The organism is Nostoc sp. C110, assembly GCF_043099725.1.
Lineage (GTDB): Bacteria > Cyanobacteriota > Cyanobacteriia > Cyanobacteriales > Nostocaceae > Nostoc > Nostoc muscorum_A.
This window is the reverse complement of record NZ_CP171148.1, coordinates 6281870-6295455: the sequence shown is the minus strand read 5'-3', so window position 1 is coordinate 6295455 and position 13586 is coordinate 6281870. Positions and strand designations below refer to the sequence as shown.

Below are 13586 nucleotides of genomic sequence, written 5' to 3'. Positions count from 1 at the left end.
ATCAATGTAGCAAGACGTTTATCAATCAAAATTTGTAAAAATTATGAGTGGTTACATCCAGTCAGAAAGGGATGAATCTTTGGTAGCAGAATTATGCAGTCCTCTGCCAACAGAGCGGTTAATATTTACTTATGCAATGAATGCGATCGCCTTTAGTTTTACAGGTTTAGCACTCATTCCTTTATTATCAATTTTGTGGGAAATTTTCATCCGGGGAATATCTGGACTCAAATCGGAAATGTTTGTCAAAGCAGTGATTGATAATGGCTTTGGCAATGCCATCCTGGGAACCATAATCATGGTGATAATTGGTGCTATTTTAAGCATTCCCACAGGGATTATGACAGGAATTTTCTTGGCAGAATTTGGACAAAGTAACACAATTGCTAGTCTTGTACGTTTTATCAGCAGCATTCTTACAGGTGTGCCTTCAATTGTTGTAGGTGTATTCGCTTATGGCATAATAGTTCTAGTAACTAAAGGATTTAGTGCGATCGCAGGTGGTTTTGCTTTAGCTGTGATTATGCTACCTGTGATTATACTGACAACAGAAGAATCCTTAAAACTGATTCCTGCATCTCAACGCCTCGCCTCTGCTGCTTTAGGTGGAACTCGCTTCCAAACTACTTTTCGCATTGTTGTCACTACTGCAATCCCCGGAATTACTACAGGCATTTTATTAGCTGTAGCTCGTGCTGCTGGTGAAACAGCACCCTTAATTTTTACCGCTTTATTTAGTCTAGATTGGTCAGAAGGATTGTTAAGTCCAACAGCTTCTTTACCAGTATTGATTTTTAACCTCTACAACGACCCTGACCCAGAAAAAAGCCAATTGGTATGGACTACTTCTATAGTTTTACTCGGCTTAATTTTATGTGTCAGTATTATTTCTCGCTTAGTTATTAGACAGAGAAGAATAAAATGAGCAGAATACAGAATTCAGAAGTCAGAATTAGTTAGTAGATAATTCAGATTTTATACTAATTTAAAACTATTAAATAGTAATAGTAGAAAATTAAAATATATTTGATCGTTTCCTATTACTATTATATAATTTCGTCTTAATCCTGACTCCTGAATTCTGTTTTTATAATTTTTATTTCACACCTTAATCAAGCATGAGTAACCTAATTCCAGCTATCAAAGTTAAAAATATCAGCTTTTACTATGGCACAACAAAAGCAATTGAAAAGGTATCAATAGATATTTATCAAAAACAAGTAACTGCAATTATTGGCCCTAGTGGTTGTGGTAAATCTACCTTCATCAAAATTCTTAATCGCATTAGCGAATTAGAAGGGCCTGTAAAAGTTGAAGGACATGTAGAATTTTTTGGTCAGAATATTTACGATCCTCGTGTCAACATCAACCGATTACGCCGCCAAATTGGTATGGTGTTTCAAAAACCGAATCCTTTTCCGATAAGCATTTACGAAAATGTTGCCTACGGTATGAGAATAGCAGGTAGGAATTCAAAATTAGAATTAGATGAAATTGTTGAATCTGCCCTTAAAAGCGCTGCTCTTTGGGATGAAGTGAAAGATAAGCTCGATAAATCAGCTTTAGGGCTTTCTGGTGGTCAACAACAAAGATTATGTATTGCCCGCGCTTTAGCAGTTAAGCCGAAAGTTCTGCTGATGGATGAGCCATGCTCGGCTCTTGACCCCATTGCCACCATGAAAGTTGAGGAACTCCTTCATAGCTTACAGTCTGAGTTGACAATTGCGATCGTTACCCACAATATGCAGCAAGCCGCCCGCGTTTCTGATTTTACGGCTTTCTTTAGCACCGACGAAACTCGCATTGGTCAAATGGTTGAATTTGGCGCTACAGAGCAAATCTTTAACAATCCACTAGACCCTCGCACTCGCGACTACATTTCAGGGCGTTTCGGTTAAGGTATGTTCTAGCGTGACTTATTGATTTTTGTCGAACTATCTCGCGCTAGAAGATACTCATAAAATGTAGTTTAAAAAAGTTACTAATTTATCTTGATAAATAAACTAACTCTTCACTATACATGAAGGGTATGTGATATTGATATAGAACTCATATTTGATTTTTGAAAAAACTTTATACAACTCAAAAAGCCTTTTTTCCTATTGCCTCTTGCAAACCCACACAAGTAAGTATGGCTACACCACGCCGCGCGAACAAAAATCAAAGCGGATTTCTATATAGCTATTTTAAATCTAACCAGACCAAATCCTTTCTCATAACAAAGGATGATACGTCAATTAAGGGGGAAAAGATAGGCATAAAAAGTCTATAAAAGATAATTTTTGGAACACAGTCTTAAGATGAATATCTAATAACAGTTTATCTGCTGGATGACTACAGCATAACTACGTAATTTCCATGTATATCTACTTTTAGGAGTAACATAGTGAAACATCTGTGCTAATTTGTACTGTTTTACTTAGTTAAGTTTTGTTTTACACGTTTTGGCAATATGAGTAAACTAATTCCAGCCATCAGAGTCAAAAACTTCAGCTTCTCTTACGACACTCAAAAGATAGTTGAAGGCGTGTCAATGGATATTTACCAAAACCAAATCACGGCAATTATTGGTTCTAGCGGTTGTGGCAAGTCTACTTTTATTAAATCGTTAAATCGCATGAGTGAACTAGAAGGAGAAGTGAAGGTTGAAGGAAAAGTAGAATTTTTTGGTCAGAGTATTTATGAGCGTCGGGTCAATATCAATCGCTTACGTCGCCAAGTTAGTATGGTTTTTCCCAAGCCAAATCTTTTTCCTATGAGTGTTTACGATAATGTTGCTTATGGAGTGAAATTAATTGGATGGCATCCGAAAGTAGAATTAGATGGAATTGTTGAATCTGCCATCAAAGCTGCCGAACTTTGGGATGAAGTGAAAAATAAGTTGCACAAGTCTGCTTTAGAACTTTCTGGTGGTCAACAACAAAGATTATGTATTGCTCGGGCTTTAGCAGTCAAACCAAATGTTTTGTTGATGGATGAGCCTTGTTCAGGTCTTGATCCTGCCGCTAGCATGAAAATTGAGCATTTGATCCATAACTTGCGCTCTGAGTTAACAATTGTGATCGTTACTCACAACATGCATCAAGTTACTCGCCTATCTGATTTTACGGCTTTCTTTCATAGTAATGAAAATCGTATTACCCAAATGGTTGAATTTGGTACTACAAATAAAATTTTTACTAATCCCGTAGATTCTCGCACCCGTGACTACGTTTTCGCCCGCGTTAATTGAAGCGTTTCTTAAAATCTAACTATTCAGAGGGCTATGACATAGTGCAGGCGGAAATTAAGGTTGAATTTAATTTCTGCTTACTTTGAGTTCTTCTTGTGTTGGGCAATGCAGACTGATATTGACAGTCTTTTTTTATACTATATACTTAAAGAAAAGTATCTGCCTAGACCACCTGAACCATAAGATGAAATGTCCTCTGTGCGAATCTACTTCATATTATAAAAATGGTCGTAGCAATGACCAGCAGAATTACCTCTGCAAAAATTGTGGCAAACAATTCTTTGAGCCTGCATTACCTCGTTCCCTGGAAATGGACTTGCTTGCTAACAGCAATGGACATACTAAAGTATCTATGACTGATGAGGCGGAACTTCCTTTAGTAAAAAACCTGCCAGAAGAAAAAATCACAGAGAAAGGTCTTGGCTCTTTTAATTTTATATTAGCTGAAGAACTTCTGCAAACTATACTATCACCTGATTGCTTAGAATCTTCTGTGTTCAGCCAATTGCTCTTAAAAACTCAGCAAGAAAATGAAATTAGACATAAGTTAGAAACAGGAATCTCTCTTCTACTTTTGGATGCAGAAAACTTAAAATTAGATATTAATTCAGAATTATTTTTAGCCAGTATTTGTAAATCTCCTCTCCAAGTTAAAATTGCATTTGCTAACTGGAAAAATCCCAATATTGGGAAGCAAGATATTGAACTATATAACCGTGGCTATCAACTTTTCCATGTACCCGAAGGTAAAAATAGTGCTGATGCAAAAATGATTGCATTCGGTGCTTCTATCTTACGCTCTTATCCAACAGTTAAAGAAATATTAGTCTGTTCTAGCGATGGAATTTTAATTCACCTCTGTAACGAACTCCAAAACCAGGGATTGATTGTTTATTGGGTACGTAGACAAGGGCAAAATTTGCATATAGAAAATCGGAATACTGGCAAATTAACTTATTATTCTTTGTCAATGGCAACAGAAGTTCCATCTTTTGAAAAAGTGATTGATCCAATTCAAGATTTAATTAAAACTGAAGAAGAATCAATCAATGCTAAATTAAACAGTTTAGTGGATGTTGCAACTTCATTTCAAGAAAGATGTGAGATCAATATTAAACATAATTTAAATCAGCCAGAAAAAGAGAAACCAATATCTGTTGTAAATAACTCATTTGCTGAATCTATTAAAGGACAAGGGGAACAAGAAGAATTTACGGAAATTTCTAATCGAGAAATATTAGATAAATTACTATTTAAACTTATTCAAGATATACATATAAATTCTCCCCAAACTAAGTTATCTGTGTCTAAGCTAGGTACAGAGATCCGGAAAATAACCGGAGAATCTCCTAATTCAATTATTAAAAAATTAAAGTTAGGTTCTAATTTTACTAAATATCTAGAATCATCTCCCACATTTACATTAAAAGCGAGTGGAAAGGAATATGAGATAACAGCACTATTGCGCGAGTAAATACTTTCTGGATGTTTACGTACAACCTGAGCCTGTAATTCAGTATTATGTAAACAGATGTAAAGAAATATAAATATTGCAATGCAGGATAAAGTTGTCGTTATTGTCGGTGCTACTGGTGGTATTGGTTCAGCTTTAACACATAAACTTGCGCCCACCGGAGTCCGGTTGGTATTGGCTGCAAGAGATGCAGTTCGTTTAACAACACTAGCGGCTGATTTACCAGGGGAAGTTTTGACCGTTCCCACTGATATTACTGACCCCCAACAAGTAGATATTTTGATAGAAAAGACCATCGCTCAGTTTGGTCAAATCGATATTTTAGTGAATGCAGCCGGTGTAGGTATACTCAAGCCTTACAACAGCCTGGAACCTGCTGATTTAGATAAGATGCTAGATGTCAACTTAAAAGGCAGCTTTTATACTAGCCAGGCGGCTGCTGAAGAGATGCAAAAGCGCAAGTCTGGTCACATCTGTAATGTGGTAGGAATTCTCGGCAAGCATTCGATGGGGATGGCAGCAGCTTATTCTGCTTCTAAGTTTGGTGTTGTGGGTTTTAGCAAGTGCATGGCAGAGGAACTCAAGCGTTTTGGTATCAAGTTCACGCTATTCTACTTTGGTGGGGTAGATTCTCCTTTCTGGGATAATGTCAACCTAAAAGTAGACCGGAAAAAAATGCTCAGTCCTGAAACTGCTGCCAATGCGATTTTCTTTGCCCTTTCCGCAGAACCGCAAGCTGTGCCAATGGAAATTAATATTCAACCTGATAGTCATCTGTTCTTTTAGAGTGGGAGTTCGCCTAAATAATTCCTGCTTAGGAAGGACATGAAAATCTAGCAAAAGAGGCAAAATTTACAGATATATAAGCTGTTATGCTGGATTTTCAATATCTATGAAAATTGATCACGTTCATTTCTATGTAGAAGATGCCAAAATGTGGCGGGATTGGTTTGTACACCATCTTGGTTTTCAATCAGTAGCCGATCGCAACAGTTCGTTTCACACTTGTACAGAAGTGGTGAAAAGTGGTGCTGTCTGCTTTTTTCTATCTTCACCACTGTTACCTACAAGTCCAGTAGCGGAGTTTTTGCGTAAATATCCCCCTGGTGTGGCAGATGTAGCTTTTGCTGTGGAAGATGTCGAAGCTGCGATCGCACAAGCTCAAAAATATGGTGCTAAAATCCTACAACCCATCCAAGAACGCCAGGTAGGTAGGGCTTTTCTCAAGTGTGGCAAAATTGCCGCCTGGGGTGGACTAACTCATACATTAATAGAAAGGTCATTTGTCAGTAGTCATTCGTCATTAGTTTTTGACAAAGGACAAATCACAAATGACAACACTTTTGCTGCTATAGATCACATTGTGTTAAATGTGGCAGTTGGTGAATTGGATCATGCTGTCGCTTGGTACGAAAAAATCCTAGATTTTCAACCCCAGCAAGCATTTAAAATTAAAACCAATCGTTCTGCTTTACACAGTCAGGTGATGGTTTCGCATAACGGCAGCGTCCAACTGCCAATTAATGAACCAGCATCTAAAAATTCCCAAATTCAGGAATTTTTAGATGTCAATCGGGGGCCAGGTATTCAACATATTGCCTTACGGACAACTAATCTGGTGAGTGCGATCGCTAAATTTCGTGCCAGTGGTTTACCTTTGCTCTCAGTTCCCCAAACCTACTATTCACAGCTAAAACAGCGTTCAGGACTCACGCTATCACCTCTAGAACTAGAAGCGATCGCTCAACAAGAAATTCTCGTAGACTGGCAAGAATATACTCCCGTAGGGACACAACAAACTGCACCCCTACTACTGCAAATTTTCACCCAGCCTATTTTTGAACAGCCAACATTTTTCTTTGAGTTTATTGAGCGCCGTTTCCAAGCTCAAGGATTTGGCGAAGGTAATTTTCGCGCCTTATTTGAAGCCATTGAAAGCGAACAAATCAAACGTGGTACCCTGCAATAATGGCTGAGTACAAAATATCAATTGAAATTCAGCCAGACTTGATACCCTCAAAAAATAGCCATACATCTGAGATAATTTTAATAAAAATTAACTTTTTCCGCCGATGCTAAGACTGATTACTGACTTCGACGGCCCAATTATTGATGTTTCCGAACGGTACTACCGTGTTTATCAATTTTGCTTAGAGAAAACTCGTCGCCCAGATCAAGTAGTGCAAGAACTTCCGAAAGCGGAATTTTGGCAGTTAAAGCGATCGCGCGTTCCTGAAAAACAAATTGCCTTAAATTCCGGTTTAGACGAAGCCCAAGCCCAAGAATTTGCCCAGTTGCGGCGGCAAACTGTGCATACAGAACATTATTTCAACTATGACACTCTCGCGCCTGGTGCCGTGGATGCACTGTTAAAAATTCAAGAAGCGGGAATTGATTTGGCAGTTATGACGATGCGCCGAGTTCGAGAACTAGATTATGCCTTCAAAAAATACGATTTAGGGAGATTTTTCCCAGAAAATCGTTGTTATTGCTTGAGTAACGACTACGTTAAAACTCGTGATATTGAAGATAAGCCCTTGTTAATGGCTAGGGCATTAAAAGAACTGCCTCCGGCTGCCGATACCTGGATGGTGGGAGATACGGAAGCCGACATCACCGCAGCTAAAAATTATGATATTAAGGTGATGGCTGTGGAATGTGGTATTCGCGATCGCACCCAATTGGAACTTTACTACCCCGACTTAATCGTTAAAGATTTCAGCGCTGCTGTAGATTTAGTCTTAAAACCCAAACACCTTGTCTAGAAAGGCTCTGTAGCTCTAACAGATTAAATTAATCGTACAAATTAAAGCAGGAGTCAGAATACATATTCTGACTCCTGACTCTATATATTTGAGAAGAACACACATAAACCATGTATTCTTTATGGAAATTTGCTTACTAGCTAGTGGTTTACCGTAGAAAACTACTAACCAACCACAACAATATAAACGTTACTACAGTAGAGAATTGATTCGTTCCCAGATTGGTGAATGATGATATTTGTGGTAAGAGCCAGCTAGCAACTAGTCCCCCAGCGATTAAGCCAATAATTAAACTTATCAGGGTAAACAAAACTGCTCGGCCAAATTTGCCTTCCTTGCGATTGAGAAAGTAAATACTGGTGCCTACCCCAACCACCAATGCTAACTGCAAAATCTGCTCGCCTCCCTCTGGGTAAAACAAGCTGATAGAACTCAAACCAAGAAACCAAGCTCCTGGTAAAAGTATATCCGCAGGTGTTGGCTGATCCAGCATCCGTTGCAGCCATGCAGGTGACTGCTCACGAGGCGTTGGACTTTCTTTAGGAGGTGATTGCACTCGCAACTCTGGAAACCGAATGCGCTCAGGAACTTTAATTTTACCTTCCTGGCGCATCCGTAAGCGATCCATTAAAATCGCATCGTAAGCCGCTTCAATTACTTCTAAATGCTTGGAATCGCCACTATGTTGCTCGAATAGGCGATTACGAGCATCCTGAATTTCATCGAAGCTAGCCTCTTCTGATACCCCAAGTTTTTCGTAGGGATTTTGATCGCTCATGGGAGTTTGTTACTTCAGCCTCAGTCAGCGGCAGTCTTTTGTCGAATAAAAAACAGTTTTAGGTTTTGTTTTAATCGAAACTAAAGTCTCGACCTACTTTTATGCCCTACCAGGATAGTAGCACGGGTTAGTTTGATTGACTTTGTAATTTCAACTATAGTCACTTTAACATATCGCTATAACTCCGTGTATACCCTCATGTCGTTGCTTAATTCTGGCTTTAATCTAGAATTTGAACGGAGAGTACCTAAAATCCAGAGTTTTTATGAAAAAATTAACTTTACTGCTTTCAATTTGGCAAAATTACTGTGCCCTAATAGAATTTTTTTAATTATACTGAATAATCGCTTGTGGTATATATCCGCATATCGATTTAAAATTGAAACGTTTTAAGTTGCCATCTAACTAGAACTATTACGGCTAAAGTCAGAGCGCCTATCTACTGTGGCTAAAAGAAGTTTCGCGTTTTCATCGCCCACATTTCTGATTACAGTATTTATTTGTGAATGATCGGGATTCCCATACCGTAGCCATGTAGATTCTTAGTTAGTCCCAAAGTGGTAACTGCGTTTTTACGCAACCCTCTTGTTAATCTTACGAATTTTTGTGCAAAGTAATGGTCATGGCTCCTGCCAAGATTCTTGTAGTTGACGACGATCCTGCAGTTCGGAATTTAATCCAACGCTTTTTGATTAAACAGAACTATCAGGTGGAGGCTGCCGAAGATGGAAAGACAGCCTTAGCTCTATTTGAGCAATTTAACCCTGATTTGGTGATTCTAGACGTGAATCTACCAGATGTAACGGGGTTTAACCTTTGCCAAGAGATGCAAAGTCGTAATGGTGTTTTTGTTCTGATGTTGACTAGCCGTGCTGACGAAGCTGACAAAATTCGCGGCTTTGCCAAAGGTGCTGACGACTATCTCACCAAGCCTTTTGGGTTGGGAGAGCTAGAAGTCAGAGTCGGAGCGATTTTGAGACGACAGCGAGTGATAACTACTGCCGAGCAGAAACGCTTGGTATTTGAAAAACTGATGATTGATCCAGTGCGACGGGAGGTAGCACTTAATAACCAAGCAGTACCCTTAACTGCACTGGAATTTGACTTGTTGCATTTTTTAGCAAGTCATCCAGGTCGAGTTTGGCGACGGGCAGAACTAATCCAAGAGGTGTGGGACTATGAATATGTCGGCGACCAACGGGTTGTAGATGTACATATTGGTCAAATTCGCAAGAAGATTGAAATTGATGCTAGTCAGCCAGCATTAATTCAAACTGTACGTGGCGTAGGGTATAAGTTTGAATCTCCTGCTCACCCCCAACATTTAGAAGCCAAGTCCTGAGTCTATAGTCTAGAGTTTTTTAACTCTTGACTGTTGACTTATGGGGTAGTGATTAGTGAATTTCTTTAGCTTCAGTAAAAGACAAATTTAGACAATTAAACATAGATAGAATTGCTCAAATACTGACCAGACAGTTATTTGAAATGTTGGTTTATCAATTTAAAACAGTGGACATTGACACTCCCCCGTTTATAAAACGGGGGATTCTTGGGTCAAAAGGGAGCTACTGCTTAACCCCTCGCCAAGCATCTTGACCGTATGCCCTACGGCTGCAAGTCCACGTTGCATCACTACCATAGCGGCAGCAACGTCTCTATCAGTTTGGAATCCACACTCACCACAAAGATGAATTCTCTGATTTAAATCTTTTTTGCCCGTGTGGTGGTTGCAGTTGGGACAGGTTTGGCTAGTGCCGTTAGGATTAACCTTGGCAAAATATACCCCACGTTTCCAACATACCCATTCTAAGATTGAGAGAAATTCACCAAAACCTGCGTCTAAAGTATGCTTTGAAAACATTCCTTTAGCCCACGCTTTAAAGTTCAAATTCTCAGCAAATATCATTCCGCCTTGGTCACATAGCTTATGCGCCAACTTGAAATGAAAATCCTTGCGGGTGTTGTGAATATGCTCGTGTAGTCGTGATACCTTCCGTTGAGCTTTTCGCCAGTTATTTGACCCCAATTTTTTATGGCTAACTCTTTGTTGCAGCAATTTCATCTGGCGTTGGAGATCCACAAAAAATCTAGGTCTAGCGATTTGTTCACCAGTAGATGTGGCTAAAAAACTTTTCAGCCCCAAATCAATACCGACTGGATGACCGTGCGGCGCAAAGCTTGGAACATCTACATCGGCTTGCAGCGTGAGCATTACATACCATCCCGAAGCTTTCTTCACCACTTGAGCTTGTTTTGCTACAAACCCATCTGGGATAGGTCGGGATAATTGCATTTTCACCCATCCCACGCCAGGAAGTTTAACTTTGCTTCCAATAATTGGATTAACTCCTAATTGTGGAAACAATAAAGACCGCATTCTCCCTTGTTTTTTGAATCGTGGAAAACCTCTTCCTGATTCCCACATCCCAACAAATGCTTTTTCCAATCGCCTTAATACCTGCTGCAACATCTGAGAATGTGCTGTATTTAAGTCAGAATTAGTAATTCTTGCTTGAGTTAAGGCTTTGCATTGAGACGCAAACGTTGGTCGGGGTGCATCGGACGGAATAATATACTCACTTTTTAGGCTGCAAGCATCAATTCTGCATGACCTTGAGTTATACCAATCTTTCCTCTCTCCTAACGCAAAATTCCAAACCCTACGAGACGTTTCTAGCCATGCGTCGTAGGTTTGGGATTGTTGCTGCAAAAGTTTTAGGCGATAGGTATAAGTTAGGTTTAACATATACCCATGATATCTTAAAAACAGTCTATCTGTTTTTAAAGCCAAATAAATTTGGCGCATTCGCTTATATCCCCCGCATCTGTTGCGCGGGGGCTTTACGCATCACGCCTCGTAAAAATACGTATACGCAGTAGGAGCAATTCATGAATTGCCCTTGCTGCGTATAGTTTTAAGCAAGTTATAGAGCAGAATCTACTGAATCCTTTTTATTAGACATCTCCAGAAATTAAATATGCGTTATCCAGAATCCTTGTAGAGACGTAGCAGTGCTACGTCTCTACAATCATTTTCGGAGATGTCCATTGTAATATTGCCCCGATATGCTTAATCGCTATTGGATCAAATCCCATTTATGGGGCACGGTTTGCCGTGCCCACATTAGAGTATGAGCGAGAATAACGCCCGTACCTATGGAGTATCTAATAGATTAGCTGTTGCGGGTGAATCGATGCTGGGCGTTTCTACTGAGGAGTGGTGGAATAAAGTTTCCAGATAAACTCGGGCAGCCCGGCGATCGCTATCTCCATTTTGGAGTAAAAACAATGATAGTGCCGCCGTCAATACCCTATTTTCATCCCAATCAGGATGGGTTTCTAAGTAGTTTTTTAAGGATTCGTGGAGTGTTTCGGGAATTTCTGTAAAGATGCTAACCGTTGATTTCATGAGATTTTCCTCCTATGAGGATAATCAAGAGGGACAAGTTGCTTGCGGTGAAGCGGCTTATGGCTTCCTCACCCTTACGGGTGATGCCTCCGGCACGCCAAGGGCGAACGGTAGTAACTCAAGAGGGGAAACCCCCTTGGCGCTAGCCTCTCCCTTTGGGAGAAGACCGAACTACCTCACCACTCTTTTGCCATCCCGACAATCTACGCCCACATCTCAGGTAATATATTTTACACATTTGATGCCAACGGTTGAAGGAATTACAAAAGCAAGCCGAATCATTGTGCGCCAAGAGGGGGTGGGTTTGTCAATGCTGCGAAATGTTAAAAATGAATGTATAAAAAATAAATGCGAACGAAAGAATAAGCATTAGAGCCTATTTTTCGTTACTTTACTTTATAAAAACTCAGTCCTTGAAGTTATTCGCCACTGTTAATTAACAATCCCCAGTCAGAGGGTAAGAAGCCCATTAGTTCGTAGTGAACCTGTGGAAAACTGCTAAAATCCCTGTGGAAACCCTGTGGAATGAGTGAGAAAAATAGCAGCCAATGATAAGAATTACAAAAATGTCACCAAACTATGACATCTAAACTCATGAAATTAGCTTCTCAATCTCAGCTATCATCGTGGCTGCCCTCAATACATCCCCAAGTCTGGATTTTTGCAATAGGTAGATTTCTCTCGGAAGTTGGAACTGGCTGTACCCTGTTTTACGCCCCCATCTTTTTTGTGAATGAAGTTGGTTTATCTGCAACCAGTGTTGGGGTAGCCTTGGGTAGCGCCTCGATTTCCGGCATTGTAGGGAGGATTGTAGGTGGTTCTTTGGCTGATTCTGAACACTGGGGCCGCCGCCGCACTTTGTTGCTAGCGACGGCGATTTCAGCAATTGCTTCTCTGGTTTTAGCTGCAACCAATGATTTTACTATTTTGGTAATTGGTAGCTTGATTAGCGGTTTAGGGATAGGTTTCTATTGGCCTGCGGCTGAAGCTGTTGTTGCTGACGCTAGCCAGATTGACAATCGCCGCGAAACTTTTGCGATCGCACGACTGGCTGATAATCTTGGGTTAGCGATCGGAATTATGCTTGCTGGGTTTTTGATCGCGGTAATTGGGAGTTATCGATGGCTATTTATCATTGATGCCATCTCTTTTCTGATGTTTTTTGGGGTTGTCTATGTGGGAATTAGTAAAACCGAACAACAGCAGATAGGAGAATCTGAAAAGACGGCACATTTTGCTTCTTGGATGGCAGTATTAAGCGATCGCGGTTTCCTGGTCTACATCGCAGTTAATATATTCTTTACAATCTATATTTCTCAAATCCATAGCACCCTGCCGCTTTACTTCAAAAACTTTGTTATCAAAAGTACTACCGAAGGATTTGCTCAAACTATTATTAGCGTTCTATTTGCTTGGCATCTGGTGCTAGCTATCATTTGTCAGTTGCCTGTCACTAGTTTCTTAAAACGCTGTTCTCACACACTGGCACTCACCGTTTCCGCCATTCTTTGGGGAGTTGGGTTTGGACTCATTTGGGTAAGCGGTACTGCCTCATCTTATAATTTAGCTTGGGTAGCATTGGCATTGGGAGTATTTGCAGTTGCAATTGTTTCTTATACTCCGTCTGCCGCCTCTTTAGTCACTGAGTTAGCCCCGGAAAATCAACGTGGCGTTTATTTCTCCGTCAATGCTGTGTGTTGGGCGATTGGGTCTTTTATTGGTCATCCTTTGGGTGGATGGGCATTAGATCAACCGCAAATTATTACCAATACTTTTTGGCTAGGATTCCCCTTGAGTGTGCTGATTGTCGTGGTGATTTTACAGTATCTCAATCGAATTTTAGCTGATACCAATTCTGTATGAAGATGCGCTAAACCATATTTAAGTACAAGGAAGAAAAACGAACCGCATAGACGCGGAGCGGCTTC

The 13586-nt window shown here is 40.1% G+C and carries 12 protein-coding genes and 1 pseudogene; 10 read left to right on the top strand and 3 right to left on the bottom strand.

The window, feature by feature from the left end; genetic code table 11:
• Positions 1 to 43 precede the first annotated feature (43 nt).
• The 7 genes from pstA (at position 44) to ACFFRD_RS31980 (ending at position 7471) form a co-directional block, all read left to right on the top strand.
• Complete coding sequence (gene pstA, locus ACFFRD_RS32010; protein WP_392479825.1) at positions 44 to 925, top strand: phosphate ABC transporter permease PstA; 882 nt, start codon at positions 44 to 46, stop codon at positions 923 to 925.
• Between the two features lie 193 nt (positions 926 to 1118).
• Positions 1119 to 1898 (top strand): phosphate ABC transporter ATP-binding protein PstB, encoded by a 780-nt coding sequence (gene pstB, locus ACFFRD_RS32005; protein WP_392479823.1) that lies wholly within the window; start codon positions 1119 to 1121, stop codon positions 1896 to 1898.
• 554 nt (positions 1899 to 2452) lie between these two features.
• Entirely contained in the window at positions 2453 to 3232 is a 780-nt protein-coding gene (locus ACFFRD_RS32000; RefSeq protein WP_163927552.1) for a phosphate ABC transporter ATP-binding protein, read from the top strand.
• Positions 3233 to 3416: 184 nt separating this feature from the next.
• Positions 3417 to 4706: an NYN domain-containing protein gene (locus ACFFRD_RS31995; RefSeq protein ID WP_392479821.1), complete on the top strand. Its 1290-nt coding sequence runs from the start codon at positions 3417 to 3419 to the stop codon at positions 4704 to 4706.
• A gap of 81 nt (positions 4707 to 4787) precedes the next feature.
• Positions 4788 to 5492 (top strand): SDR family oxidoreductase, encoded by a 705-nt coding sequence (locus ACFFRD_RS31990; RefSeq protein WP_392479819.1) that lies wholly within the window; start codon positions 4788 to 4790, stop codon positions 5490 to 5492.
• Positions 5493 to 5598: 106 nt separating this feature from the next.
• Positions 5599 to 6675 carry a 4-hydroxyphenylpyruvate dioxygenase gene (gene hppD, locus ACFFRD_RS31985; protein WP_392479818.1) on the top strand — a complete coding sequence of 359 codons (1077 nt, stop codon included), beginning with the start codon at positions 5599 to 5601 and terminating at the stop codon, positions 6673 to 6675.
• A gap of 103 nt (positions 6676 to 6778) precedes the next feature.
• Positions 6779 to 7471, top strand: coding sequence for an HAD family hydrolase (locus tag ACFFRD_RS31980; RefSeq protein WP_392479817.1), 693 nt, complete (start codon positions 6779 to 6781; stop codon positions 7469 to 7471).
• Between the two features lie 148 nt (positions 7472 to 7619).
• Here the strand turns inward: ACFFRD_RS31980 and ACFFRD_RS31975 are convergent, their stop codons facing one another.
• Positions 7620 to 8249: a CPP1-like family protein gene (locus tag ACFFRD_RS31975; RefSeq protein WP_163927547.1), complete on the bottom strand. Its 630-nt coding sequence runs from the start codon at positions 8247 to 8249 to the stop codon at positions 7620 to 7622.
• Between the two features lie 622 nt (positions 8250 to 8871).
• Here ACFFRD_RS31975 and ACFFRD_RS31970 point away from each other — a divergent pair.
• Positions 8872 to 9591, top strand: coding sequence for a response regulator transcription factor (locus ACFFRD_RS31970; protein ID WP_041565535.1), 720 nt, complete (start codon positions 8872 to 8874; stop codon positions 9589 to 9591).
• Between the two features lie 189 nt (positions 9592 to 9780).
• Here ACFFRD_RS31970 and ACFFRD_RS31965 read toward each other — a convergent pair whose 3' ends face one another.
• Together ACFFRD_RS31965 and ACFFRD_RS31960 are read right to left on the bottom strand one after the other, a co-directional pair.
• Positions 9781 to 10995 (bottom strand): RNA-guided endonuclease InsQ/TnpB family protein, encoded by a 1215-nt coding sequence (locus ACFFRD_RS31965; RefSeq protein WP_392479815.1) that lies wholly within the window; start codon positions 10993 to 10995, stop codon positions 9781 to 9783.
• Between the two features lie 471 nt (positions 10996 to 11466).
• Positions 11467 to 11658, bottom strand: a pseudogene (locus tag ACFFRD_RS31960) (DUF2811 domain-containing protein); the annotation flags it as partial.
• On the opposite strand from ACFFRD_RS31960, the gene ACFFRD_RS31955 reads away from it, so the two are divergent.
• Together ACFFRD_RS31955 and ACFFRD_RS31950 are read left to right on the top strand one after the other, a co-directional pair.
• Complete coding sequence (locus tag ACFFRD_RS31955; protein WP_392479814.1) at positions 11657 to 12031, top strand: hypothetical protein; 375 nt, start codon at positions 11657 to 11659, stop codon at positions 12029 to 12031. The pseudogene ACFFRD_RS31960 and the gene ACFFRD_RS31955 overlap by 2 nt on opposite strands.
• Positions 12032 to 12237: 206 nt before the next feature.
• Positions 12238 to 13521: an MFS transporter gene (locus ACFFRD_RS31950; RefSeq protein ID WP_392479812.1), complete on the top strand. Its 1284-nt coding sequence runs from the start codon at positions 12238 to 12240 to the stop codon at positions 13519 to 13521.
• Positions 13522 to 13586 lie beyond the last annotated feature (65 nt).

What these genes read in the sequence shown, in the direction of transcription:
- ACFFRD_RS31990 (WP_392479819.1), top strand. Translation starts at nt 4,788, where the DNA reads ATGCAGGATAAAGTTGTCGTTATTGTCGGTGCTACTGGTGGTATTGGT.
- pstB (WP_392479823.1), top strand. Translation starts at nt 1,119, where the DNA reads ATGAGTAACCTAATTCCAGCTATCAAAGTTAAAAATATCAGCTTTTAC.
- pstA (WP_392479825.1), top strand. Translation starts at nt 44, where the DNA reads ATGAGTGGTTACATCCAGTCAGAAAGGGATGAATCTTTGGTAGCAGAA.
- ACFFRD_RS31965 (WP_392479815.1), bottom strand. Translation starts at nt 10,995, where the DNA reads ATGTTAAACCTAACTTATACCTATCGCCTAAAACTTTTGCAGCAACAA.
- ACFFRD_RS31980 (WP_392479817.1), top strand. Translation starts at nt 6,779, where the DNA reads ATGCTAAGACTGATTACTGACTTCGACGGCCCAATTATTGATGTTTCC.
- ACFFRD_RS31950 (WP_392479812.1), top strand. Translation starts at nt 12,238, where the DNA reads ATGACATCTAAACTCATGAAATTAGCTTCTCAATCTCAGCTATCATCG.
- ACFFRD_RS31970 (WP_041565535.1), top strand. Translation starts at nt 8,872, where the DNA reads ATGGCTCCTGCCAAGATTCTTGTAGTTGACGACGATCCTGCAGTTCGG.
- ACFFRD_RS31995 (WP_392479821.1), top strand. Translation starts at nt 3,417, where the DNA reads ATGAAATGTCCTCTGTGCGAATCTACTTCATATTATAAAAATGGTCGT.
- ACFFRD_RS31955 (WP_392479814.1), top strand. Translation starts at nt 11,657, where the DNA reads ATGAGATTTTCCTCCTATGAGGATAATCAAGAGGGACAAGTTGCTTGC.
- ACFFRD_RS31975 (WP_163927547.1), bottom strand. Translation starts at nt 8,249, where the DNA reads ATGAGCGATCAAAATCCCTACGAAAAACTTGGGGTATCAGAAGAGGCT.
- ACFFRD_RS32000 (WP_163927552.1), top strand. Translation starts at nt 2,453, where the DNA reads ATGAGTAAACTAATTCCAGCCATCAGAGTCAAAAACTTCAGCTTCTCT.
- hppD (WP_392479818.1), top strand. Translation starts at nt 5,599, where the DNA reads ATGAAAATTGATCACGTTCATTTCTATGTAGAAGATGCCAAAATGTGG.